The following is a 22227-nucleotide window of genomic DNA, read 5'->3' on the forward strand; positions in this document are numbered from 1 at the left end:
TGGTCGGACGAGGAGAAGGCCGTACCCAAAGCCACCTGAGGATACGGGTACGTACCCGTATCCTTGAGGGATGGGAAGGAGCACGATGATGTCCGATGCCAATATCCGTATTCCCGAGGAAGCCAAAGACCGGCTGGCCGCGATCGCGGCCGCCGAAGGCCTGTCGCTGCGCGCGTACCTGGCACGTCTGGCCGAGACCATGCTCACCCCGGCCGAGCGTGCCGAGCGTGCCGAGCAGGCCAGGGCCGCACTGAAGAAGTGGAACGGCTACGCCCCCACCGCTTCCGAGGAGAGCGACCTGGACAGTGAGCTGGACCGTCGCCTGGCCCGGGTGACGGGCCGGTGAGCGACGCCATGCACATCGTCCTGGACGACACCGCCATGACCGCGGCCGGTCAGGGCAACATCCTCGCCTCCCGCCTGATCCACCGGGCGCATGCCGAGGCGGGCTGGTTCCTGTACGCCCCGGCATGCGCGCTCGTCGAGGCCGACCGGGCGCGGCCCGGTACGGCCGAGCACCTGGCCGCGCTGCCGGGCATCACGGTTCTGGACCTGGACCTGTCCGCCGCGCTGGCTCTCGCCCGGCAGGAGACGTGGGCGGCGGCCCACAGCCAGTTCGCCGCGCAGCCCACCCCCGACCGCCCGGACGGGGCGATCATCGCCACCACGTCCCCGAAACGGTGGGAGGGCGAGCCCGTGCGCGTCCTGGACCTCAACACCTGAACAGAGCGGTCCGGCCGCGGACAGGCCGCCACGGCACCCTGACCGCCACTCGTATGCGGTGAGCGGGTGGGAGTGCCGGGCGCCCCGGCCACCGGGGGCAGCGCCCCCAGTTCGATAACACCCTCACCGTGGCCACACCCGAGCTCTCCCCGACTCGCCGCTACGAGGAGACCGCGCAGAAGACCGACCGCGAGTTCGGCATCGTCAGGAGCGATCTGACCGCGCTGCGTCTGCAGGTCGGGAATCTCGACCAGAAGGTCGACGGCCTGGGCGAGCGCCTGGACGGGCTGGAGCAGAAGATCGACGGGTTCCTGGTGGAGCAGCGCGGCGTGAATGCCACCCTGGTCGAGCTGCTCTCGGGCCTTGTCGGCAAGGACGCCTCCTCCGGCTGACCTGTTTGCCGGGGATCCTCACCGATCACCGTTGGCGCGGGGCTGTCCGTCTCCGTCCCGCTGTATGTCGCCTTGATCGGCCCTGGCCGGGTGCTGCCTGGTCAGGGCCGATGTACGTGTGCGGGTCAGTTCCTGGTGCGCAGGTGGTTCTGGCGGGCCTGGACCACGGTGTGCCAGGTGGAGCGGACGTGGTCGGTGGTTGTGGTCCAGCGGGTGGTTGAGGGTTCTGGCAGGGGCAGGCCGGCCATGAAGTGGGCGATGTCGGTGTAGTACGTGTGGTCGCCGTCGGCGGCGAGTGTGGCCAGGCGGTCGAGGGCGTTGCGGGTTTCGGCTTCTTGTGCGCGGACGGTGTGGTGGAAGACGTCGGTGAGACGGGGCAGCAACTCCGCGAAGGCCGGGGCCTGGGCAAGGCGGTCCGGGGCGATGCCGTGCACGGCATCGCAGCCGGCTCGATGACGGCGTTCGGCTGGACGTACTCGTTGAAGACCACGGTGCCGCGGCGGTCGACGGCGGCGATCTGCACCGCGTACGCGGGTCCACGACGACGGGCGGCGCAAGGAACGGATCGCGTCGTCCACGTTGCGATGGGCCTCGCGGCTGTCCTGCACCCGCCACAGCGGCCGGCCGCCGTCCGACTCGGCCGCCACTGTGCCCCGGCAGACCGCGGCCTCCTACAGCGACCAGGTCGGGCGGTCGGTGTCCGCGGGCCGTACGAACCGCACCTGCTGCTTGTCGACGTCACGGACGAACAGGTCGTCCCAGGTGGCCGGGTTCTCGACCTCCGCGTCCCACACGGTCACCGCGGTCTTCCTCTCCCTGTGAAGGGGCCCGGCGGCGGGTGCATCGGCCGGACGCGGCCGCCGAGCCCGTTCAGTGTCATTCACTCGTCTGCGGCTTCGGTGTCGAATCCGGCTTTCACGCGGCGGCGACTGCCGACGACAGGGCTTCGAACCGGTGGACCATGCGCTGAGAGCTGACGGTGCCGATGAGCCCTTCGGCCTGATCGAGGAGTTCGCGTGCCTGGTCGCCGTCGCCGCACTGGTGGACGGTGTCGGCCAGGTCGAGCACTGCGTGGAGGTGGTCGCGCGGGTAGTCGGGCGCGGTCGCCTCGACGCGGCTGCGCAGGAAGGGGACGGCCCGCGTGGGCTGTTGGCAGGCGAGCCAGGCCCGGCCGGTGGCGGCGTCCACGGAGTCCTTCGTGAGCCAGGTCGCCCACCACGGTGTGCGCTCGTCCGGAGAGCCGAGGTGAAGCAGCGCTTCGTCGCGGGAGCGGAGGACCGCGTCAGGGTCGTGCCGCCGTCCTGCGGCGTAGATGCGCCGCTCGCCCATCACCGCGGCCGCTGCGGACGGAAGGTCCGGCGTCCGTGCAGCGATGTCAAGGAGTGCGGCGGCGTCGTTGTGGTGGCCCAGCCACGCGGCCTGATACGCGGTGGAGGCGACGAGGTTGGCGGTCGCGTGACGGGTGGCCAGTGAGGTGCCGGCATCGCGGGCCAGGCGCATGCCGGTGTGGTAGATGCGCTGTGCCTGCGGGTGCTGGCGGGCATCGAAGCACATCCAGCCGACCTGCTCGCTCAGCTCGATGTAGGCGGTGTGGAGCCGGTCGGCGAGGGGCCCGCGGCCACGGGACTGTGCCACGACCCGGGATGCGCTCTGCCATATACCGATGCCCCAGGTGAGGTCGCCGCTGGCGCTGCCGGTGGAGTCGTCGATCTCCCTCAAGTCGCGAACGGCCCGTTCGATCGACCCAACGAGCCGTTCGCTCAGCTGGCCGGAAGAGGCGGCGGAGGCTTCCGCCATCGGTCCGAGCAGCAGCGCGAGGGCGGGGGCGGTGGCTGCGGCTCCGGTGAGCATGAGCAGGTTGCGGCGGTCCATCAGGTCTCCTTGGCTGATCTCCTGGAGCAGGGCCTCCAGGGGGGCGTCGCCGGGCGCGTCGAGGTGACGGTGACGGGTCCGGGGGCGATGAAGGTCCCATCCGACGTCGGCCGCGGTGATGCACCGTCCAGCCCTCGCGGTGAGAACGGCCAGGGCGTCCGCCTGATTGTCGGGCTGCGGGAGAGAGGGGGTCTCGCGCAGCCAGGGGTAGGCCGCCTTCGGGCTGAGGGGGGAACAGCCGCGGCGGGCCCGCCGCTGGTTGATGCGGGCGATGAGCTGCTCCGGCCGCATCCCCAGCTGCTGTAACAGGGCGCCGAGCACATTGGCCGGCGGGGCGTCAACCGCTGCTGGCTCCATGGGCACTCCAAGTCCGGCGGGGTCCTGGCCGGAAGGTACCACCGCTCAAGGGACCGCCAGAAGACGGGACGAATGGGACCTGGTGTACGTACACCAAGCAGCAAAACCGGTGCCCGTACACCGACTTGGTGTGTGCACCGAGTACACCGCGGCGACCTCTCGCGATCACGCCTCCGCCTCCGCTTGTCTGTCTCACCTCACAGGACTGTGGAGGTGAGGGATGCGAGCAGTGATCTTCGGCGCGTCAGGGCTCCTGGGCCGCTCCGTGATGGACGCCTTCGGCGACATGACCGTGACGGGCACCGCCTTCAGCCGGAGTGCCAGCCCTCTGGTCGCGGTCGACGCGACGTCGGCCGACGCCATCGCGCGGCTGCTCGGCCGGGTGCGGCCGGACGTCGTCGTGAACTGCGTGGGCGAGCGCCGCCCCGCGGTGTGGGCAGCGGCGCCGGACCGGGCCCGGGCAGGAAACGTGGATGCGGCCCGGCTGATCGCCGAGGGCGCCCACGGGTGCGGGGCCCGGCTGGTGCACATCTCCAGCGACTACGTCTTCGACGGGACGGCGCCGCCCTACCGGCCCGACCGTCTCCCGAACCCGCTGAACGCCTACGGCCGGTGGAAGCTGCTGGCCGAGCACGCCGTGCATGCCGCCTGCCCGGACGCGGCGATCCTGCGGCTGCCCGTGCTGTACGGGCCCGTGCGGTTCGCGGCCGAGACGAACCTGACCGAGATCGCCCGCCAGGTCGGCGCCGGGGCCCCGGTCGAGCTGGACGACGTGTGTGTCCGCTACCCCACGCACGTGGACGAGGCCGCCGGGGTGTGCCGCCGGCTCGCCGGGGCCCTCCTGCAAGGGCAGCGTCTGGGCTCGGTCGCCCACTGGAGCGCGGAGCAGGGCCTGACCAAGTACCGGATGGCGCTGCTGATCGCGCGCAGGTTCCACCTGCCGGCCGGTCACGTCCGCGCCGGGGCGGCGGACGCAGTGTCCGGGGACCGGCCGGTCGACTGCCATCTGGACTGCCAGGACCTGCCCGCGGCCCTGGGCCCGGTCCGCCGCCGACTGTTCGACATCGAGTTCCCGCCCGCGGTCGATCCCTGGCTGACCACCTCCGGGCCCGCTGCGGGACGAAGGAAGGACGCATCATGACCACGCTTCTGTACGAGGACTTCGCCCGCGCGTACGTGACCGAGGTGGGCGAAGCCGTCCGCCGCATGCTCACCCGCCACGCCGAGGCCGTCGGCCTGCTGGCCAGGGCCACCGCCGGCGGCGGGGAGATCCGCGCCTTCGGTAACGGCGGCTCCTCGGCGATCGTCCGCTCGGCCCTTCTCCAGCTCCACGCGCAGGCCGGAGTGCCGGTGAACGACGCGATGATGAGCCCGGCGACCCTGGCCTACACCGCGCAGCGGGACGAGTTCCGCACGGCCTTCGCGCGGTCGCTCGCCCGGGACATCGACCGGGTGGACCTGGTCGTTGTCGCCAGCGTCAGCGGCCGGTCGGCGAACATCCTCGAGGCCGTCCGGCTCTGCGCCGAACACCGCGTGCCGGTGCTGGCGCTGGTGGGCGGCGACGGCACCCAGATGGAGCTGGCCGACGGCATGGTCTGGGCGAGTGGGACCACGGACCAGCAGATCAGCGAGGACGCCATGCTGACCGTGCTGACCCTGGCCGCCGCGCTCGGCCCCGGCACCCAGCCGCTGCCGGCCCGAGCGGAGAGGCACCTGCACGCCCTGGCCGCGGTCGACACCGAACTGCTGGGAGCCTTCCTGCGGGAGGCGACCGAAGAGGTCGCGGACGCGATCCGCAACCGGCGCCGGATCTACGTGCTGTGCCCGGACGGCGGGCCTCTCGCCCTGGTCGGCGAGCACTTCGCGCACAACCTGCGCTGGGACGCGCCGCTCGGCGTCGACGGGGTGCAGTCCCCGCTCGTCGTCTGCGATCCCTCGCTGGCCGACATGAGCGCGATCCTCAACGACCATCCCGACCCCGCCCACGGCGTCCGCCACCAGCTGAGCAGCGCCGGCCTCGAGGACGTGGTCTTCCTCCTGGCCTACGACTCGGCCGGCAGGACGACCCGCGAGGCCGTCAACGCCGCCACCGTGGCGGGCACCCGGCCGTTCCTCCTGCACCGGGACGGCCCCGGCCGCTCCGGCGCCGGGGCGCGTCATTTCCGGCTGCCGCGCGTCGACGACTTCGCGCTCGGGGCCCTGGTGCAGTCCCTCGCCCATCTGCTCTGCCGGACCACCCGCGCCACGCTCACGGCGGACTCGGCCGCCGCTCTGTCGCCCGACGACCTCATGGCCCGCGACCTGGCGCCGCTCCGCGAACTCTCCGACACCCCGTTCCTGTGACGAAAGGGCCCCACCATGTCCGCACGTGAGATCCACACCGACATCGTCCGCCTCCCCCGCAGCGAGATCGCCGCCCTGTCGCGCATCCCGGTCGCCTCCATCGTGGACGCCCTCGGCAAGACCGGCGCCCTCTCTCACTGCCTGCGCCTTCAGACCCCCGGGCTGGTCCTGTGCGGCAGCGCCGTCACCGCGCTGGGCCCGGACGTGACCGTACGCCGCGCGGCGATCGACCTCGCCCAGCCCAGCGACGTCGTCGTGGTCGCGGCCGGAGGCGGCAAGGAACGCTCATGCTTCGGGGGCGTGACCGCCGCACACATGCAGACCCGCGGCATCGCCGGCGTGTTGGTCGACGGCATGGTCCGCGACCTCTCCGAGCTGCGCCGCATCGCCTTCCCCACCGTCGCCCGCGGCACCACCCCGCTCAACTACGACTACCCCGCCGGCCGCCAGGACGGCGCGGTCAACGTCCCCGTGGACATCGGCGGCGTCCGCATCACCCCCGGCGACGTCGTGGTCGGCGACGAGGACGGCACGGTGATCGTCCCCCGCGACCAGGTCGTGACCGTCATCGCCAAGGCCCGCGCGTCCCAGGCCGCCGAGGAGAAGAAGTGGTGGGCCCGCCGCGGCCAGAGCCTCGGCGCCGTGCAGCAGCTCACCGACTCCGGCTACAAGATCAGGTGAGGAGATCCCCGATGACCGACCACACCCAGCTTGCCGCCACCTTCCGGCGGTTCGCCGACCAGCAGGCCACCGGCCTGTCCCCGCTGTACGCCACCCTGTCCCGCGCGGCAGCCCGCACCCCGGAGCTGCTCGACCTCGCGGCCCACACCCAGCCGGGACAGCCCGCCCCCAACATGCTGCTCGCGGCCGTCCACCACATCCTGCGCCGCGGCGTGAAGCACCCGCTCGCCCCCCACTTCACCGGCCACGAGGACCTGACCGAAGACCGCGCCGCCGACCTGCTGACAGACTTCTGCCGCCGCCACGCCGGACGGATCCGCCGGATCATCTCCACCCGGTCCGTCCAGACCAACGAGGTCAACCGCTGTACCGTCCTTCTGCCCGCCTTCGCCGCGCTCCAGCAGCAGCTCGACGACGGCCGGCCGATCAGGATCGTGGACGTGGGCGCCAGCGCCGGGCTGACCCTGCTCTGGGACCGCTACACCTACGACTACAACGGGCACCGGCTCACCCTGCCCGACAGCGACCCGGACACGGTCCTGCACTGCGAGGTCAAGGGCGCCATGCCGCCGCTGTCCCTGGACGCCACGAGGTTCGTACGCCCGGTCGGGATCGATCCGAGTCCGGTGGACGTCACCGACCGCGAGGCCACCGAGTGGCTGGTCAGCCTCACCTGGCCCGAGCAGACCAGCCGGATGCACACCCTGAACTCCGCCCTGGCGCTGGCCGCGCGCACCCCGCCGACGATCCTGGCCGGCACGGCACAGGACCACCTCGCCGACGTCGTCGACCAGACCCCCGACGACCAGCACCTGGTCTTCGTCTTCTCGTGGTCGATCTACCAGATCTTCGGCTCGCCGGGCGGCCGGGAACGCCTCGTCGACACCCTCGCCGAACTGAGCCAGCAGCGCCCGCTGCACGAGATCTCCATCGGCCACTTCGGCCAGGACACCCCCCGCATGATCATGGCCCACCACGACGGCGGCGTGAGCCGCTCCGACATCGTGACCCACTGCGACGTCTACGGCACCTGGCTCGACTGGCTGGCCACCCCGCCCGCCCGGCCGAGCGCCTGACGGGAGGGACGTCATGTCACGCACCATCACCAGGGCGGTCGTGGCCGCCGGCGGAGCCGGGACCAAGATGGCCCCGATCACCCGCATCATCCCCAAGGAGATGCTGCCCGCCGCAGGACGGCCGATCCTGGAGCACCTGGTCCACGAGCTGCGTACGGCAGGTATCACCGACGTCCTGTTCGTGATCTCGGCACGCAAGCCGCAGATCCCGGCCTACTTCGGCAGCGGCACCGCGTACGGCATGGACTTCTCCTACCGGGTCCAGGACGACGGCGCCGGCCCCGGCGCCCCCGTCCTCGCCGCCGAGACATGGACCCAAGGCCAGCCGTTCGTCCTCGCGTTCGGGGACAACCTGATCCGTGGCGCCGCCGACCGCGAGACCCCGCTTAAGCGGCTCGTCTCCAGCACGTCGGACTGCTCCGCCCTGACCCGCGTCTTCCCGGCGGACGGCGTCCCCGCGCACGAGACCCTGCTGGGCGCGGCCGACGCGCCCGGGACCGGGCCGGCCGCAGTCGCCTTCGACAACGGCCTCCTGGACCACGCCGGTGCCCCGTGGGTGCACGCCTGCGCCGCCCGCTGGGTGCTGGGGCCGTTCGTCTTCGACGCCCTGCGGGCGTGCCCGCCCCGCCCGGGCGGCGAGCTCTACCTCATCGACGCCATCCGGCGCTGGATCGCCGCCGGCAACGACCTCACGGCGCTGCCGCTCCGGCCGGACGACCTCCGGTTCAACTGCGACAACTGGGAGACCTACCACGATGCCGTCGCCGACCTACGCCCATGAACGCCCCGCACTCCCGCACATCCAGGCGCACGTCCACGACGCCGACACCCTGCCTGCGGGCACCCGGTTGGTCCTCTTGGAGAGCCCGTTCCAGAGGCCCGGAACGCAGGTCACCCTGATCTGGCCCGAGCAGCGTGTGCGCCGGGTGGTGCTCGCTCTGCCCGTAGAGAAGGGCGACGGGCGCAAGTACGGCCACAGCCTCGCCGAGATCGGGCGGCTCCCGGCTCACCTGCGTGACGGGACCGTCTTCGCCGCACCGACGTTCAGCGAGTCGCCCTGGCTGGTCAACCACGCGACCCGGGCCGACTGCCGGCAGGAGGACCACCTCGTCCGCGTGGTCGTGCCGACCGTCCTGGCCATGCTCGGCACGCAGGTGCGGCCGCCGGTGCACCTGCTGGGATTCAGCAAGGGCGGCTTCGCCGCTCTCAACCTGCTGACCCGGCACCCCGGCCTCTTCGCTGTCGCCAGCGTCTGGGATGCCTCACTGCTCAGCGACCGTCCGCCGCACCCGCAGCTCGTGGAGGTCGCCGGCAGCACCGCACGGCTCGACGAGTACGACGTACGCCAGAACCTGCGCCGCCACGCCCGAGCTCTCCAAGGGGCCCGCCGTATCGCGCTCGGGGGCATCGGCACCCTGGAAGCCGACTGGACCGCCGGCCGCCAGCTCCTCGAAGCGCTCGGCATCCCCCACGACGCCTACCGGGACGCCCCGGCCAACCACCGGTGGGACACCGCGTGGCTCGCTCCCGCCCTCCGGCACCTGCTCGCCCTCGAAGCCGGCTCCCTCCCGGACCCCAGCGCCCGGGAGGAATGAAGCCGGGAAGGGTCAGTCCTTCAACAGCCCGTCGCGCACCGGAATCCAGTCCAGGGCGGAGCGGATGCCGTCCTCCAGGGACAGCTTCGGCGTCCACCCCAGCAGCTCGGCCGCCCGGTCGCTCTTGGTGTAGCCGCCGGCCACGTCACCGGGCCGCGGATCGGCGTCGAGGGTTTCCAGCGGGGTGCTGACGACGTTGTTGAACGCCTCGCACAGCTCTCGGACCGTGGTGCCGGAGCCGGTGCCGAGGTTGATGGCGATCGAGCGCTTGGATCCCGTGAGGACGGAGTCGAAGCGCTCGATCGCCGCGATGTGGGCCGCGGCGAGGTCCCAGACGTGCACGTAGTCCCGGATGCCGCTGCCGTCGCGCGTCGGGTAGTTCGTGCCCGTGATCGGGAACGGACGGCTTTCCTGGTGTGCCTGGATGAGTACGCCCAGGGCGTGGCTGGGCCGCTTGAGCTGGAGTCCGGTACGCAGCTTCGGGTCGGCCCCGACCGGGTTGAAGTACCGCAGCGACAGCACGCGCGGCCCCGCCACGGCGATGTCGGCGAACATCTCCTCGCACACGGCCTTCGTCCGCGCATACGGGCTCTGCGGCGCCAGCGGCGACTCCTCGTTGACGGACGAGCCGTCCTCCGCCTGGTAGATCGAGGCCGAGCTGCTGAAGATGATGCGGTCGCAGCCGTTGCGGTGCAGGTGGCTGACGAAGGCCAGGCTCTTGGCCACGTTCGCCTCGTAGTAGCCGATCGGGTCCGCGACGGACTCCGGCACCACGATCAGCGCCGCGCAGTGCACCACCGCGGAGATGTCCGGGTGCTCCGAGAAGATCCGGTCGACCAGTGCGCCGTCGGCGATGTCGCCCTCGTAGAAGGTGCGGCCCTCGGTGAACTCGCGGCGCCCTCGAACGAGGTTGTCGAGGATCACGGGGGTGATGCCCGCGTCCAGGCAGGCCGAGGCGACGGTGCTGCCGATGTAACCGGCTCCCCCGGCGATAAGGACCTTCACCACGATGTTTCTCTCCCGGCTTCGTTCCAGCCCCAGTAGGCGACCGGGCAAGGCTATCGGACAAACCAGGCGGGCTAGGGCGGCCTCTCGGCTGCCTCGCCGGGCCCGGTTTCACGGGACGCCGGATGCGCCGGCGTCCCGTCCGGGCGCCCTTCTACCAGCTCCGGTCACCGTGCCGTGGCGGTTCCCGGATTTCCGCGCCCGGTGTACAGCGGCGCCTCTACCGCCCAGCCCGACATGTGATCACGGGGGTGTGCGGAGGGGGCCGAACAGTGGGGCGCGATCTGGGCCTGGACGGGGTGGTGGACCACTTCACCCTGAACAGCGACAAGGCGGGCTGGTTACGGAACAAGACCGGGGCGACGAGGCTGGGCTTCGCCGTTCAGCTCAAATTCGCCTGCCCGGGTAGGCGGCGGCGCTACCGCGGAGCTGTCCGGTTCGTTACCAGCACATGACGAATTCCGAGTCGTACGAGGCGCTCGTCCGCTTCGCCTCCGGCCAGGCAGCCGAACGGCCCCCTTCTTCTCCAGTCGCCCCCGCCGGTCCGTCTGCCTCTCCCGTCGCGGTGCCGGGGAGACGAGTGCCGTTCGGGACGTCCCTCCCGGCTGATCTGCACAGGGCTTTCAAGGTCCGCTGCATCGCCCGTGACATCCGGATGCAGGACGCGGTGGAGCAGGCGGTGCACACCTGGATGGAGCGGCATCCGGAATAGCGGGTCATCTCGCCGTGGCCTCCGTGTCGGGCGGGCGCGATATCGTGAAGCCCCTGATGTCTGTTGTTCTCATGATCCGACAGGAGCGTTCCGCGTGCCCGAGGACCCCATCGCACACAGCGAGCTCGCTGCGCTCACCCGGCGTTTCGAAGAGGTCGCGGACCAGCACGGCCGTGAGTTCGGGATCATCAAGTCCGACCTGACCGCGGTGCGCCTGCAGATCGGCAACCTGGACCAGAAGGTCGAGGCTCTCGGCAAGAAGATCGACCGGAACCAGGCCCAGATCATTGAGCTGCTGACCGAGCTCGTGGGGCGTCGTACCGACGGCGCCGGCTGACTTTTCCGGGCCCGGTGCCCGGTGATCCATGTACGGCCCCGACCAGGCGCATCTGGTCGGGGCCGTCGCACGTATATGGGTCAGTTTCCGGTGTGCAGGTGGTTCTGGCGGGTCTGGACCAGGGTGTGCCAGGCGGAGCGGACGTCGTCCTCGCTCGTGGTCCAGCGGGTGGTCGAGGGCTCGGGCAGGGGCAGGTCGGCCATGAAGTGGGCGATGTCGGTGAAGTAGGCGAAGTCGCCGGCGGCGGTGAGCGCGCGCAGGCGGCCGATGGTGGCGGTCAGGTCCTGGCTTTCGTCGCGGACGGCGTGGTGGAAGGCGAGGGCGAGCTCCACGAAGCGGTGGAGGAAGGGGAGTCCCGCGCTGTCGATGTCGGTATGCAGGCCCTGGGCGCGGCCGGGGACGCTGTCGGTTCCGGCGTCCTTGATCAGGGCGACGACCTGGGCGAGGAGGGTGTTGGAGCGCTGGTCGAGGCCGGTCAGGAGCTGGTGGGCGAGGGCGAGCTCGTCGCCGGCCCGGGCGGGGTCGGCGAAGGAGAGGGCCAGGGCGAGGCGGACCTGCGTCATGGCGCGCTCGCCCGCGGCGCCGTGCTGTTCGGCCTCGGCCCGGCCGGCCTCGAAGGCGGTGACGGCGGCTGTGGTGTCGGCCTGGGACCAGTGGATGTCGCCGAGGACGCGGTGGTGGCGGCCCTTCCACCCGAGGTCGGGGACGGCGGCCAGGGCGGTGGGGAAGTCGCCGCTGAGGCGGGCGAGGTTGGCCAGCCCTCGGCGGGCCTTGGGCGCGAGGCGGCCGCCGGTGTCGGCGACCTGGCGCATGCCGGTGCGGGCGGCGGCGTTCTGGCTGAGGTCCTTGTGGGCCTTGGCCCGGTAGTAGAGGGCCATCTCGGTCAGCTCTGCGGGCAGCAGGCCGGTGTCCAGGACGGCGGTGAGGCGGTCGGCGGTGTGCTGGCGGTGTTCGTGCTGGCGGCGGGTGATCGCGGTGAGGAGCTCGGCCACGGCGTCGGCGGGGGTGTCGGGGACCGGGGTGGTGGGGGTGGGGAGGGTGAGGGGTTCCCAGACGGAGTCGTCGGTGTAGGCGTAGGCGGCGTCGGTCAGCCAGCCGAGGCTGGTGAGGTGGTGGTCGCGGGCCAGGCGCAGGCCCTGGCGCAGGCACGCGACGAGAAGCAGCCGGCCCGGGCCGAGGGTCGCGGCGTTCGTCCACTGGTTGCCGAGTGCGGCCAGGGCGCGGGTGGCGGCCTGGTGCCAGTCGGCCGGGGTCCAGCGGTCGTCGCTGTGGTCGTCGTCGCGGACGGCGCTGCGGATCGCGCGGTGCAGGTGGTAGGGCCACAGCGCGTACGGGTCCTCGGTGACCAGGGGCCGCTCGGTCAGGCGCCGGGCGGGGGCCTGCTGGGCGAGGCCGGCCGTCCGGGTGGCCAGGTCGAGGTCGAAGGCGTCCAGCAGGGACACGCTGCGCAGCAGGTGGCGTTCTTCGGGGGTGAGGTCGGAGAGGGTGCGGGCGAGGAGGGCGGGGAAGGTGCAGTCGAAGTCGGCCGCGGTGGGGGTGCGGCCGGTGCGGCGGATCTCCAGGAAGCGGCTCACGGCGAGGTCGAGATGGAGGGGCAGGCCGTGGGAGCGGGCGGTGATCGCGGCCCGGATGCCGGCACCGATGAGGGGCCGGCTGTCCTGGACCAGGCGGCGGGCGAGGTGGGCCTCGCAGTCCTCGGGGGAGAGGTCACCGATCAGGAACTGCCGGGCGCCGGCTGTCCGGGGCTGCGGCACGGTCAGGGAGGAGGGAGTTGCTGCCAGGCCGGGCCAGGCGGCGGGGCCGGTCCAGTCGAGCTGGCCGTGGAGGGCTGGGTCGGCCCACTGCAGGCGGCTTCGGCCGCCGATGACGAAGAAGACGTTGGGCAGGAGCCAGACCAGGCGCTGCAGCAGCCGCTCGAAGTCCCGGTGGCGGTCGGCGGTGTCCTCGAAGGTGTCCAGCAGGACCACCGGGGTGAGCCGCTTCTTCACGGGCAGCTGGTTCAGGTCCCAGGCCAGCAGGTGCGGGTAGAAGGACAGCGCGTCCAGATCGGGCACGGCTTCCAGCAAGGCCGCAGTCCGGGCCGCGCCGGCCAGGGCGCGGGCACGTTCCTGGCGCTCGCGCAGCGCCGACACGAGCGCGGTGGTCAGCTGGCCGGCCGCGGAGCCGACCAGGCCGGGCAGCGCCAGGGCAGCAGCGACCTCACCGACTCCGGCCCGCAGCTGTCCGGGCAGCATGCTGGAGAAACGGCCCGCCAGCCCGGACCGGCGGATGTACTCGTCCAGGGGCTCACCGGGGTGCACGTGTTCCCAGTAATGCCGCAAGGCCACGTCGAAGGACGGCACCGTGCGGTCCAGAGCCCCTGCGAGCGCGAGGCGGATCGTCAGGATGACCCGCTCGAAGTCCGAGCCGGTCGACGCCGCCCGGGACAGATCGATCCGGACGGGCAGGACCCGCTCGGTCCAGGCAGGTGCGCCCCACTGCTCGGGGCGCTGCTCGGCGGCGGTGAGCGCGGCCTCGATCTTGCGGAGCAGGGTCGACTTCCCGACCCCGCCGATCCCGTGGAAGACGATCACGTTCGTGCGGGGCGCTTCGAGGTCCTCCACGTCGATGGACCCGTCGGCGACGCGGCGCAGGTGCTCCTCCAGCGCGGCGGCCACCACGGACCACTGGCTGTTGCGGTCGGTGAACGCCTCCGAGACATCGAAAGCCGACGGGTCGTTGGAGCTGAACAGCGCACGCAGATTGTCGGCCATGGTCCCCCCACAGGTGATCGTCTGCGCCCCAACTTATGCCGCCCGGTGGCGAGTGGCGGTCACTCCGGTCGGTACGTCCGGAGCCTGCCGGTAGTGGACTGGATATCGGCCACGCCCGACAATGATCCTTTTGTCGTCTTCCTGCGAAAGTTGGTTCCCATGCACGATCCGACATCCCCCTCCAACTCCTTCGAGCCGGCCGACGCGGTCAGCCCCCGGGCCCCCGCCGACATAGTGGAAGAGGTAATGGCCTGGTACAGCCGGGCAATCCTGGCCGAGCGCCGCACGCCCCACCCCGATCCGGAACGGCTGAACCAGCTGCTCGCCCAGCGCCAGGAGTGCGTGCGCGACCGGGCGCGGCTGGAGGAAGCCGACGCACAGGAGACCGCCCGTATCACCGCGTCCTACGCGACCCGCCTGAAGAAGCTCGGGGCCACCGGCCCGTAGCCGTCGCCGTCACGGGCCCGCGGCAGGGGGAGCGCGGCCACGGCCGCGGGACCGGCAAGACGCCGCGGCTGGAGGTGAGCGGGCATCAGCGCCCGCGCCAGGCGGGCGATCTCCTCGATGTCGTGACGGTAGTGCGGGAGCTCCGTACGCAGACGCCGCTGGAGGGCCCAGAAGCGTGCCGCCTCCCGGGAGGTGTAGGGGCGCCGCTGCTCGGCGAGCAGCGCATCCGCCGCCACTGCCGGCCGGGCCCAGGAGCCCTGAGGGGTGCGGTCGTTGCGGTAGAGGACGGTGCCGTCGCGCCCCCACACCATGACGCAGTCGGCCACCGCTTCCCGCTCGGCCGCGGCCACCGCGTCGGCGAGCACGGCGAAGTGGTGGCCGTGCCCGGCCGCGGTGGTGAAACGGCCACGGCCGCCCAGCCGGTTCACCTCGGCGCAGCGCACCGCGGTGCCCTGCCGGGAGTCCGCCGCCCGTACGGCCAGCACCACCAGCTCCACCCGGTAGCCCGCCCGCCGGTAGGCCATCGCGCTCTCCACGAAGCCGGCCGCACTGCCGGGGGCGATCTCGATCGTCACGTCCCCGCGCCGCTCCCGTGCGGCGGCCTCGGCCATGGCCTGCCAGGCCCGGTAGTCCGCCCGGATGCGTTCGCCGGCCGTGCGCGGCTCCTCGCGCAGCAGGTCGTAGTAGTCCGGGTGGGACGCCTTGAAGAAGTCGCCGCTGATCCGGGTGGGCCGGCCACGCAGGGCCCGGCGCAGCACCCGGGCCGTGGTGGTCTTCCCGGAGCCGGGCTGACCCGTCACGAACACCGCGACCGGCCGTTCCTGCGGCGTGATGTCCTCCAGGAGGGCCGGGGCGATCAGCGTGTCGAAGATCCAGCGGTGTTCCTCCGCGGAGAGCCGGTGGTAGTCGACACCGGGCGCTTCCCGGCGAGTCTGGACGCCGCGCCGCAGCGGCTCGGCCAGCGCGGCCGCACGCTCGCCGTCGCGCCGCACCGCCAGGGCCCAGTCCTCGGGCAGCCGCGGGTCGTGCGCGCGCCGGTCAGCGGCGGCGAGCTGGCGGCGGAAGACGCCGGTCTCCGCCGCGTTCCACGGACGTAACCGCTCGCCCAGCAGCGCCTCGCGCGCACCGGCCGGCTGCTTCCAGCGGCCCTCGGCCCCGAGCTCGTTGGCGTACAGGACCTCTCCGGCGCGCCGTACGACGACGACCCGGTCGGCCAGGTGCCCGGCCTCGATGTCCGCGAGGGCGGTGGGCAGCGCGGCCGCGCAGGCGTCGTGGTTGTCCCACCCCACGTACCGGGCCCGGCCCTCCTCGGCCAGGCGCAGGTACCGGTCCAGCACACCGAGCTGGGACACGGCCTCCGGCACGGCCAGGGCCACCACCTCGGTGCGGTAGCCGGCCGCGCGGTAGACGGCGAGCGTGGCCAGCCACCCGGCCGGGTCGGCCAGGGCCTCCTCCGCCACGACGTCGAACCGGCGGCCGCGGGCGTGGGCTTCGACCTCGGCCTGCCAGCGGTAGGTCTCCGGCCGCACCCGCACCCCAGCTGTCCGCACGTCCTCCGTCAGGAAGGTGCTGTAGTGCGGGTGGAGGGCCTTGTAGCCGTCCCGGTCCACCCGCACCGCACCGCCCCGCCGCCCAAGAGCGCTGTGCACGAGATCCATCACGAACGTCTTGCCGCTGCCGGCCTGCCCGGCCACGAACACCACCACCGGGCGCTCCTGCGCCACGGCGCCTGCCGTCAGCTCCGGCACGATCACCTCGGCGAACAGCTCGCCGTACTTCTCCACCAACGTCTCCCGGCCGCGTTCGAGCTCTTCTTCCGACCTGATTCCTTCCGGCCCGCGCATCACACGCCGCGGGCCGGAAGGCCCGCGGCCCTACTGGGTGTCCAGATCCCGACGCAGGTCGTCCAAGGTGCGGCCCGTTCCCTCGACGTGCCACAGGGTCCAGCCGTTGATGATGTTGCCCGTGACGGCTTCCGCCGCCTTCGACGGGGAGGGGAAGGGCGAGGGGTGGCCGTCGACGATGAGCTGGCCGTCGGCGGTCACGACCGCACGGCCCGACCGGTTGGCGCGGCGCTGGTGAAAGGTGAGAACGGTGCCCGGCTCCAGCAGGCCGGCCTGCATCAGAGCGGCGAGCGGCCCGTGCGGGACAACGGCCGGGGCCGCCGCGCCGTCGGATCCGCCCCCGAGGGACAGGGTGACGTGGATGGTGTCGTCACCGCTCGCGCTCGTGAGCCGGGCGATGACGGCGGGGTCGAAGTGGATGCTGAGCGTGGCCATGCGATCTCCTGTCCTCGCGGCCCCAGGGGCCTTCCGCTGACTTCAGCTTCGACCTTAAGCGACACAAGCAACTTGTATCTACTTCTATGACAAGTGATTCAGCAGAACTTTCATCCCAAGCGATCACCCCTGTCATGGAACGTCGGCGCAACGAGCCCGCAACCGTCACGCAGACTCCGGGAGGTGAAGCTCCCAACACAGGGACATCTCGGCGGCGCCCCCACGCGTCGGAGAGAATCCGCCGATCCCGGAATCGACCGGAGGGTTGCCGAGGCGTGGGAGCCGGTCTGCGCTGGACCCGTACGGAGCGCGCGGCAAAGGAAGCCGGATCAGTGATGGCCTCGGTTCCGCAGCCGGCGCCGCTGGGCAGGACCGCGTGAAGAGGGAGGAGCTCGAAGCGTCCAGGGGCGGCGGCCGACGCAGAAGGACAACTGGAACCGGTCGTAGGCACACGTCGCAGCACAGTGCCGGGCTCTCAATTGAAGAGGCTGGGAGAGACGGCCCCTTGCCACGGGCTCAGCGGCGAACGCTTCAGTGAGGCGCACGCGGTAGCTGTCCTCTTCCATCAGCCGACGGTGGTTGGCAGGCGTGCGAGCACCACCGTCGGGCAGCTGAGGCCGAGTCCATGGGGATCCGGAAGAGGCCGCAAGTCGGGCCCGTGGGAACGCTGTGGCCGACGGGGGGCGGGCGGGGTTCCGCTGGCGTTGGAGGTAGGTGCTCTCTGCGCGAGTGGAGGCGAGCCGTCAGCGGGGAGGCCGCGCCGGCTTTGGGCGTGATGAAGCCCCGGCTGGCGGCTGCGTGCCTGGGACCGTGACGACTCCACGGTGCTCCGCGGCTGGGTCGCGCACTTTAGATGCCTGGTCGCTGGTGCACGCCGCGCCGGAGGGCGTCGAGCCCACCGCCGTCTCCGAGGCGATCGAGGCTGTCCTCCAGGTCCTGTCCCTGCTCCAGCTCTCGGCCGGTCCCGTGGCCGACCTCCTGGACCTCCTCGGCCAGCGCGTCGCGGAACTCCACAAGGAGCGCTGTGGCTGGCCCCCGGCGGCCCGCCCGAGCGGCACGGGCTGACGCGCTCGCGGCGGACCCGCTACCAGCGCCTGCCGGGCCGCGTTCGCTTGCGGTCCCCGCAGGTCGGCGTTCTTCGGCCATCTCCGAATCGCGCTTCTTTACTGTGTCCTCCCAGGCTGCCAAAGCGACTCCATCAGCTTCCGCAGACATGAGCGGCGTGTGCCGGCCCCTGGACCAGCATCGTCGACATGGCCCTCGCTCCCTTGTCTCTGCTCACGTCGGGGCTGCTTGGTTCTCTACGTCGTTGCGGGCAGGAACTTGGGACTGAAGGCGCTGAGCCCAGCTGACGGTGAGAGGTGCGGCCAGTCCCGCCAGGAGAAATATGGCCCCTACGACGTACCAGCCTGGGCGTCCCCAGGTGATGCAGAGGGAGATGAGCAGGGCGGGGCCGACGGCCTCGGCCAGGCCTGCGCCGAGTCCGAACACTCCCAGGTACTGGCCGGTGGCGTGCTGGGGTGCAAGAGCGAAGGAGACCTCGAAGCCAGCTGCGGAGTGCCACAGTTCACCGATGGTGTGAACGATGACCGCGGCAAGGATGAGGGCCGCGGCCGCCCAGCCTGGCAGCCCGGCGGACATCGAGATCAGCGCGCAGGCCATGAGGAAAGCAACGCCAGAACGGCGGTAGGCCGTTGCGCCGGCGGTCGGGGTGTTGATGTTGCGGCTGGCGCGGATCTGGAAGCCGATGACGAGGAGCGTATTGAGGAGCATCGTGCCGGAGATGAGCCAGTGGGGGGCCTCGGTGCGGGTGACCAGCCATAGGGGGATGGCTACGGTCAGCACTTTGAACTGGATGGCCATGACGCCGTCCAGAACGGTGAGCACGAGGTAGGGCCGGTCCCGCAGAGCTATCCAGCGCGGCCCCTTCTCCACTGGCACGGGTGCGACCTTCGGCAGGAGGAACATGACGGCCGCGGACGCCGCGAAGGCGATGGCGTTGCCAATGACGAGCAGCTGGTAGGACGTGTGGGTGCCCACTTGGACGGCCCAGCCGGCCAGTACGGCACCGAGGGAGATGCCGATGTTGCTCACGGCCCGCAGGTAGGCGCGGAATTCTTGAGGGCGCTCGCCTCCGTGGTGCCGGATGAGGGGACTGCGGGCGGCCAGGCCCGCCCCTTTGGCGCCGGTTGCCGCGCAGACCGCGATGACGAATGGCCAGAAGCTGTCGGCCAGTACGAAGGCAGCGGTAGCGACGGCCTGGATGGTGAGAGTGACGACGTAGACACCGCGTGCGCCATGCCGGTCCGCGAGGTGACCGGCTGCGACACCGGCGGCCAGGGCGATTGTGCCGGCTATGGCGAGGCCGAGGCCCACTTGGCCTGCTGGGAGGTGAACCGCTTGGGTGAAGTACAGCACACCGGCGGTCAGGTAGAGGCCGCTGCCGACGGTGTAGACGAAGTTCGAGGCGGCGAGGATGCGCTGTGGTCTCGTGTCCGGCAGCAGGTGGGGCATGGAGGGGCTCCGTAGCCTTGACGGGAGGTAAGGGCCGAAATTGCCGTTTGTAACTTACATGTTTGATCGGTTGTTGGGGAGACCACGTTGGTTCGCTGTACTGCCTCCAGGGGTTCCTGTGGCTTGAACTAGCGGGTAGATGGCGGGAGTACAGCGTCATCGTGGACCCCGCTCTTTCATAGGTGCTGTGGCTGGTCCGCCTATCCCAAGAGGATTTGGCCGATCAGGTAGAAGTTCAGGACGCTGACGAGAACCGCGATGACGGAGGCCACAACCGTCGTGCCGGTCCGGTTGGCGAGAGGGCCCATGATTGCGGGGCTGCGGGTGATCAGGACGAGCGGCACAAGGGCGAAAGGGATGCCGAAGGACAGCACGACCTGGGACCACACCAGAGCGCTGGTGGGGTCGACGCCCGAGAACAGAATGACCAGGGATGGAGCAAGGGTGATCCCGCGGCGTAGAGCAAGCGGCAGGGAGCGGTTGAGGAAGCCCGACATGATGACTTGGCCGGCGTAGGTACCTACAGAAGACGATGCGAAGCCAGAGGCCAGCAGAGCAATGGCGAAGGCGAGTGCGGCACCCGAGCCGAGGGCGCTGCCCAGTCCGTCGTGCACACCAGCGAGGGTGTCTGTCGACTGGCCAGTGGGGTGAAAGAGCCGGGCAGCGATGATGAGCATCGTGGCGTTGGCGAGCCCAGCCAGGCCTACGCTGACCACGACATCGCGCCGCATCGCTTTGAGCAAGGGCTGACGCCCGCTAGTCAACCTGTCCCCCCGTAGAGTGCGCGCGTGCGCACCGGTAAGGCTGGAGTGCAGGTAGATCGCGTGAGGCATCAACGTCGCTCCGAGGATCCCGGTGGCGATCAGGACGCTCTCCGAGCCGGTGAAGCGCGGCACGGTCCCCCCGGCGATGCCGGAGAGATCGACTCCGGCCAGGGCGGTGTCGAACATGAACCCGGCAACGATCACGAGCAGGAGCCCAGCGATGGCCAACTCGAAACGCCGGTAGCCACGGGATTCGAGGCCCAGCAGGGCGAAAGCTACGACACCGGTGATAAGTCCACCGATCGGCAGGGGGATGCCGAACAGAAGCTGGAGCGCGATTGCGCCTCCGACGACCTCCGCGAGATCGGTTGCGATAGCGACGAGCTCAGCTTGGATCCATAGTCCGACGACGACAGTCCGCGGGAAATGGAGGCGGCACAACTGCGGGAGATCTCGGCCGGTTGCCAAGCCGAGCTTGGCGGACAGCATCTGGACCAGCAGCGCCATGAGGTTGCCTGCGATAATCACCCACAGCAGCAGGTAACCGAATCGAGACCCGGCTGCGAAGTTGGTGGCGAAGTTTCCTGGGTCCACATAGGCAATAGCCGCCACGAAGGCGGGACCGTACATGATTGCCCGCCGGGTGACGGGTTTTCGGACGATGCCAACGCTTGCCGTCACGGAAATCCTCTCTCAAAGTCAGGGCGGGAGCACGCACGCGGTGGGCGGGACAGCCGCGGCACCGTCAGTCTTCGAGCGCCTGATCGGCAATGTGCCGGGCGATTTCCAGAGAGGCAGTTGCTGCCGGAGAGGGAGCGTTGAGTATGTGCACCTGCCCCTTGGCCCGCACGTGGAGGAAGTCATCGACCAGGGTGCCGTCGCGATGCAGGGCCTGGGCGCGGACGCCGGAACCAGCCCGAACAATGTCCGCGGCCTCAATGGCGGGCACCAGACGGGACAGACTGGCGGCAAAACGTCTCCGGGAGAATGAGCGGGTGACCTCGTCTATCGCGATCCGCGGAAAGCGTCTGGCAAGTCGCCACAACCCCGGGTACCGGACTGTGGCCGCAAAGTCCCGTACCGACACGTCGTGCCAGCGGTAGCCCTCGCGTCCCAGAGCAAGGACAGCGTTCGGACCTGCGTGAACAGTGCCGTCCAACATCCTTGTCAGATGCACGCCCAGGAACGGCAAGGACGGATCAGGCACCGGATACACCAGAGCACGAACCAAGTGAGCTGCGCTGGACCGCAGTTGGTAGTACTCGCCGCGAAACGGCACGATCTGTACCGGCGGCCGCAGGCCGGCCATTTCCGCGATTCGGTCCGCGTGCAGACCTGAGCAGTTCACCAGCCGGTCAGCACGGATGACCCCAGATTTCGTGGCGACCTCCACGCGGCCGCCGTAATGACGGATGGCCAAGGCCGGCGTTGCCAGCCGCAGGTCGGCTCCTGCCTCATTGAGCTCCTCGACCATGGCCTCGCAAATGCCGGAGAAGTCTACGGAAGCAGTGGAAGCGACGTGCAGTGCCTTGAGGCACGCCACGTGCGGTTCGATCTCGCGCGCTTCCTCCGGACCTATCGACCGTGCCGAAACACCGTTCGCCTTGGCCCGCAGGGCCAGCCCGTCCAGGCGCGACACTTCGTCCGGGGTAGTGGCCACGATAAGCTTGCCGCATTCCCTGACGGCGACCCCATGGCGTTTGGCATAGGCGACGATCGACCGGTTTCCGGCTGCCGCCAGGCGGGCCTTGGCCGATCCAGGGGCGTAGTAGACACCGGCGTGAGCGACTTGCGAGTTGTGGCCGGTCTGGTGCGCACCCCAGATTTCTTCCTTCTCACACAGTGTGACGCGCACCCCGCGACTTGCAAGTTCACGTGCGACGGAAAGTCCGACGATGCCGCCTCCGATAATCACTATGTGTTGCCGTGACAGATACGGCCTGCTGGAGGCGACTGGGCGTTCCTTGGCTGTCGGGGGTTCGGCGAATGTGTCCATAATTAATTTCCGGCTCTGTTAGTTTTCGCGGGAATAAGCCCTCAACGGGGCGTCCGGCATCTGTCCGAGGGGTCGGCGGACAGGCATCGCAGCAGAATTCCGTACGCTCGGGTTAGCGAGGGCCACCGCGAGGGTGAGCGCTATCCGCATGTACGGCATCGGCGGATAGCGCTGTCACACAGCACGCGTGCCGTTCGAGAATGTGCTTCAAGCTGGCTGCTGAAAAGAATCCATGTCCGCTGTAGCGGAGGTGGGTGAGGGACTTCGTGAGGAGTCGAGGCACCCGGTTTGCTGCCAGATCACCTTCTCTGTCCGCGGCTGCTCGCCGGCGGGCAGCGGGGTGGGCGATCGGGCCTGTGGCGCGCGACGCGTGGGTGAGCG

At 70.7% G+C, this 22227-nt stretch carries 22 protein-coding genes and 1 pseudogene; 13 read left to right on the plus strand and 10 right to left on the minus strand.

Translation table 11 applies throughout. From position 1 onward, the window contains the following. Positions 1 to 88 precede the first annotated feature (88 nt). The 3 genes from ACFCV8_RS07425 to ACFCV8_RS07435 all read left to right on the plus strand — a co-directional run bounded on the left by ACFCV8_RS07425 (position 89) and on the right by ACFCV8_RS07435 (position 1115). The gene (locus tag ACFCV8_RS07425) at positions 89 to 346 is read left to right on the plus strand and encodes a hypothetical protein (RefSeq protein ID WP_376684311.1); all 258 of its coding nucleotides are present in this window, start codon (positions 89 to 91) and stop codon (positions 344 to 346) included. A gap of 8 nt (positions 347 to 354) precedes the next feature. After that, entirely contained in the window at positions 355 to 723 is a 369-nt protein-coding gene (locus tag ACFCV8_RS07430) for a hypothetical protein (protein ID WP_376684333.1), read from the plus strand. Between the two features lie 128 nt (positions 724 to 851). Further along, positions 852 to 1115, plus strand: a complete 264-nt coding sequence (locus ACFCV8_RS07435; RefSeq protein WP_376684312.1) for a hypothetical protein — start codon at positions 852 to 854, stop codon at positions 1113 to 1115. Positions 1116 to 1240: 125 nt separating this feature from the next. Here ACFCV8_RS07435 and ACFCV8_RS07440 read toward each other — a convergent pair whose 3' ends face one another. From ACFCV8_RS07440 to ACFCV8_RS07450, 3 genes are all read right to left on the minus strand, one after another. Next, a complete protein-coding gene (locus ACFCV8_RS07440) occupies positions 1241 to 1549 on the minus strand; it encodes a hypothetical protein (protein ID WP_376684313.1) in 309 nt (102 codons plus the stop codon). A gap of 237 nt (positions 1550 to 1786) precedes the next feature. Beyond that, positions 1787 to 1915, minus strand: a complete 129-nt coding sequence (locus tag ACFCV8_RS07445; protein ID WP_376684314.1) for a hypothetical protein — start codon at positions 1913 to 1915, stop codon at positions 1787 to 1789. Between the two features lie 115 nt (positions 1916 to 2030). Then, complete coding sequence (locus tag ACFCV8_RS07450; protein ID WP_376684315.1) at positions 2031 to 3344, minus strand: XRE family transcriptional regulator; 1314 nt, start codon at positions 3342 to 3344, stop codon at positions 2031 to 2033. A 220-nt stretch (positions 3345 to 3564) separates the two neighbouring features. On the opposite strand from ACFCV8_RS07450, the gene ACFCV8_RS07455 reads away from it, so the two are divergent. Genes ACFCV8_RS07455 through ACFCV8_RS07480 form a run of 6 tightly spaced genes read left to right on the plus strand, consistent with a single transcriptional unit; the run spans position 3565 to position 9039 of the window. After that, the gene (locus ACFCV8_RS07455) at positions 3565 to 4485 is read left to right on the plus strand and encodes a dTDP-4-dehydrorhamnose reductase family protein (protein WP_376684316.1); all 921 of its coding nucleotides are present in this window, start codon (positions 3565 to 3567) and stop codon (positions 4483 to 4485) included. Beyond that, on the plus strand, positions 4482 to 5687 hold the full coding sequence (locus tag ACFCV8_RS07460; protein WP_376684317.1) for an SIS domain-containing protein: 1206 nt from the start codon (positions 4482 to 4484) through the stop codon (positions 5685 to 5687). The genes ACFCV8_RS07455 and ACFCV8_RS07460 overlap by 4 nt, the downstream gene beginning before the upstream one ends. Before the next feature lie 15 nt (positions 5688 to 5702). Then, positions 5703 to 6368, plus strand: coding sequence for an RraA family protein (locus tag ACFCV8_RS07465; protein WP_376684318.1), 666 nt, complete (start codon positions 5703 to 5705; stop codon positions 6366 to 6368). 11 nt (positions 6369 to 6379) lie between these two features. Beyond that, complete coding sequence (locus ACFCV8_RS07470; protein WP_376684319.1) at positions 6380 to 7444, plus strand: DUF2332 domain-containing protein; 1065 nt, start codon at positions 6380 to 6382, stop codon at positions 7442 to 7444. A 13-nt stretch (positions 7445 to 7457) separates the two neighbouring features. Further along, a complete protein-coding gene (locus ACFCV8_RS07475; protein WP_376684320.1) occupies positions 7458 to 8225 on the plus strand; it encodes a sugar phosphate nucleotidyltransferase in 768 nt (255 codons plus the stop codon). Then, a complete protein-coding gene (locus ACFCV8_RS07480; RefSeq protein ID WP_376684321.1) occupies positions 8200 to 9039 on the plus strand; it encodes a hypothetical protein in 840 nt (279 codons plus the stop codon). The genes ACFCV8_RS07475 and ACFCV8_RS07480 overlap by 26 nt, the downstream gene beginning before the upstream one ends. A gap of 12 nt (positions 9040 to 9051) precedes the next feature. Here the strand turns inward: ACFCV8_RS07480 and galE are convergent, their stop codons facing one another. Next, complete coding sequence (galE, locus tag ACFCV8_RS07485) at positions 9052 to 10047, minus strand: UDP-glucose 4-epimerase GalE (RefSeq protein ID WP_376684322.1); 996 nt, start codon at positions 10045 to 10047, stop codon at positions 9052 to 9054. Positions 10048 to 10495: 448 nt separating this feature from the next. On the opposite strand from galE, the gene ACFCV8_RS07490 reads away from it, so the two are divergent. Together ACFCV8_RS07490 and ACFCV8_RS07495 are read left to right on the plus strand one after the other, a co-directional pair. Then, on the plus strand, positions 10496 to 10756 hold the full coding sequence (locus ACFCV8_RS07490; RefSeq protein WP_376684323.1) for a hypothetical protein: 261 nt from the start codon (positions 10496 to 10498) through the stop codon (positions 10754 to 10756). A 94-nt stretch (positions 10757 to 10850) separates the two neighbouring features. Beyond that, the gene (locus ACFCV8_RS07495; RefSeq protein ID WP_376684324.1) at positions 10851 to 11093 is read left to right on the plus strand and encodes a hypothetical protein; all 243 of its coding nucleotides are present in this window, start codon (positions 10851 to 10853) and stop codon (positions 11091 to 11093) included. 80 nt (positions 11094 to 11173) lie between these two features. Here the strand turns inward: ACFCV8_RS07495 and ACFCV8_RS07500 are convergent, their stop codons facing one another. Beyond that, the gene (locus ACFCV8_RS07500; protein WP_376684325.1) at positions 11174 to 13846 is read right to left on the minus strand and encodes an ATP/GTP-binding protein; all 2673 of its coding nucleotides are present in this window, start codon (positions 13844 to 13846) and stop codon (positions 11174 to 11176) included. Between the two features lie 159 nt (positions 13847 to 14005). On the opposite strand from ACFCV8_RS07500, the gene ACFCV8_RS07505 reads away from it, so the two are divergent. Continuing rightward, on the plus strand, positions 14006 to 14293 hold the full coding sequence (locus ACFCV8_RS07505) for a hypothetical protein (RefSeq protein ID WP_376684326.1): 288 nt from the start codon (positions 14006 to 14008) through the stop codon (positions 14291 to 14293). Here the strand turns inward: ACFCV8_RS07505 and ACFCV8_RS07510 are convergent. Together ACFCV8_RS07510 and ACFCV8_RS07515 are read right to left on the minus strand one after the other, a co-directional pair. After that, on the minus strand, positions 14251 to 16077 hold the full coding sequence (locus ACFCV8_RS07510; RefSeq protein ID WP_376684327.1) for a zeta toxin family protein: 1827 nt from the start codon (positions 16075 to 16077) through the stop codon (positions 14251 to 14253). The two genes, ACFCV8_RS07505 and ACFCV8_RS07510, sit on opposite strands and share 43 nt — an antisense overlap. A 90-nt stretch (positions 16078 to 16167) precedes the next feature. Continuing rightward, complete coding sequence (locus tag ACFCV8_RS07515) at positions 16168 to 16572, minus strand: DUF4357 domain-containing protein (protein ID WP_376684328.1); 405 nt, start codon at positions 16570 to 16572, stop codon at positions 16168 to 16170. Between the two features lie 782 nt (positions 16573 to 17354). Between ACFCV8_RS07515 and ACFCV8_RS07520 the strand changes: the two are divergent. Beyond that, a pseudogene (locus ACFCV8_RS07520) lies at positions 17355 to 17622 on the plus strand (hypothetical protein); the annotation flags it as partial. Between the two features lie 228 nt (positions 17623 to 17850). Here the strand turns inward: ACFCV8_RS07520 and ACFCV8_RS07525 are convergent. The 3 genes from ACFCV8_RS07525 to lhgO form a co-directional block, all read right to left on the minus strand. Beyond that, positions 17851 to 19086: an MFS transporter gene (locus ACFCV8_RS07525; protein ID WP_376684329.1), complete on the minus strand. Its 1236-nt coding sequence runs from the start codon at positions 19084 to 19086 to the stop codon at positions 17851 to 17853. 200 nt (positions 19087 to 19286) lie between these two features. Next, a complete protein-coding gene (locus ACFCV8_RS07530) occupies positions 19287 to 20531 on the minus strand; it encodes an Nramp family divalent metal transporter (RefSeq protein ID WP_376684330.1) in 1245 nt (414 codons plus the stop codon). 64 nt (positions 20532 to 20595) lie between these two features. Continuing rightward, on the minus strand, positions 20596 to 21846 hold the full coding sequence (gene lhgO, locus ACFCV8_RS07535) for an L-2-hydroxyglutarate oxidase (RefSeq protein ID WP_376684331.1): 1251 nt from the start codon (positions 21844 to 21846) through the stop codon (positions 20596 to 20598). Positions 21847 to 22227 lie beyond the last annotated feature (381 nt).

The organism is Streptomyces sp. NPDC056347 (assembly GCF_042262625.1).
Classification (GTDB): Bacteria; Actinomycetota; Actinomycetes; order Streptomycetales; family Streptomycetaceae; genus Streptomyces.

Coding starts and splice junctions, on each gene's coding strand:
- ACFCV8_RS07460 (WP_376684317.1), top strand. CDS start 4,482: ATGACCACGCTTCTGTACGAGGACTTCGCCCGCGCGTACGTGACCGAG.
- ACFCV8_RS07470 (WP_376684319.1), top strand. CDS start 6,380: ATGACCGACCACACCCAGCTTGCCGCCACCTTCCGGCGGTTCGCCGAC.
- ACFCV8_RS07465 (WP_376684318.1), top strand. CDS start 5,703: ATGTCCGCACGTGAGATCCACACCGACATCGTCCGCCTCCCCCGCAGC.
- ACFCV8_RS07425 (WP_376684311.1), top strand. CDS start 89: ATGTCCGATGCCAATATCCGTATTCCCGAGGAAGCCAAAGACCGGCTG.
- ACFCV8_RS07455 (WP_376684316.1), top strand. CDS start 3,565: ATGCGAGCAGTGATCTTCGGCGCGTCAGGGCTCCTGGGCCGCTCCGTG.
- ACFCV8_RS07450 (WP_376684315.1), bottom strand. CDS start 3,344: ATGGAGCCAGCAGCGGTTGACGCCCCGCCGGCCAATGTGCTCGGCGCC.
- ACFCV8_RS07500 (WP_376684325.1), bottom strand. CDS start 13,846: ATGGCCGACAATCTGCGTGCGCTGTTCAGCTCCAACGACCCGTCGGCT.
- ACFCV8_RS07480 (WP_376684321.1), top strand. CDS start 8,200: ATGCCGTCGCCGACCTACGCCCATGAACGCCCCGCACTCCCGCACATC.
- ACFCV8_RS07430 (WP_376684333.1), top strand. CDS start 355: ATGCACATCGTCCTGGACGACACCGCCATGACCGCGGCCGGTCAGGGC.
- ACFCV8_RS07475 (WP_376684320.1), top strand. CDS start 7,458: ATGTCACGCACCATCACCAGGGCGGTCGTGGCCGCCGGCGGAGCCGGG.
- ACFCV8_RS07490 (WP_376684323.1), top strand. CDS start 10,496: ATGACGAATTCCGAGTCGTACGAGGCGCTCGTCCGCTTCGCCTCCGGC.
- ACFCV8_RS07525 (WP_376684329.1), bottom strand. CDS start 19,086: ATGCCCCACCTGCTGCCGGACACGAGACCACAGCGCATCCTCGCCGCC.
- lhgO (WP_376684331.1), bottom strand. CDS start 21,846: ATGGACACATTCGCCGAACCCCCGACAGCCAAGGAACGCCCAGTCGCC.
- ACFCV8_RS07515 (WP_376684328.1), bottom strand. CDS start 16,572: ATGGCCACGCTCAGCATCCACTTCGACCCCGCCGTCATCGCCCGGCTC.
- ACFCV8_RS07505 (WP_376684326.1), top strand. CDS start 14,006: ATGCACGATCCGACATCCCCCTCCAACTCCTTCGAGCCGGCCGACGCG.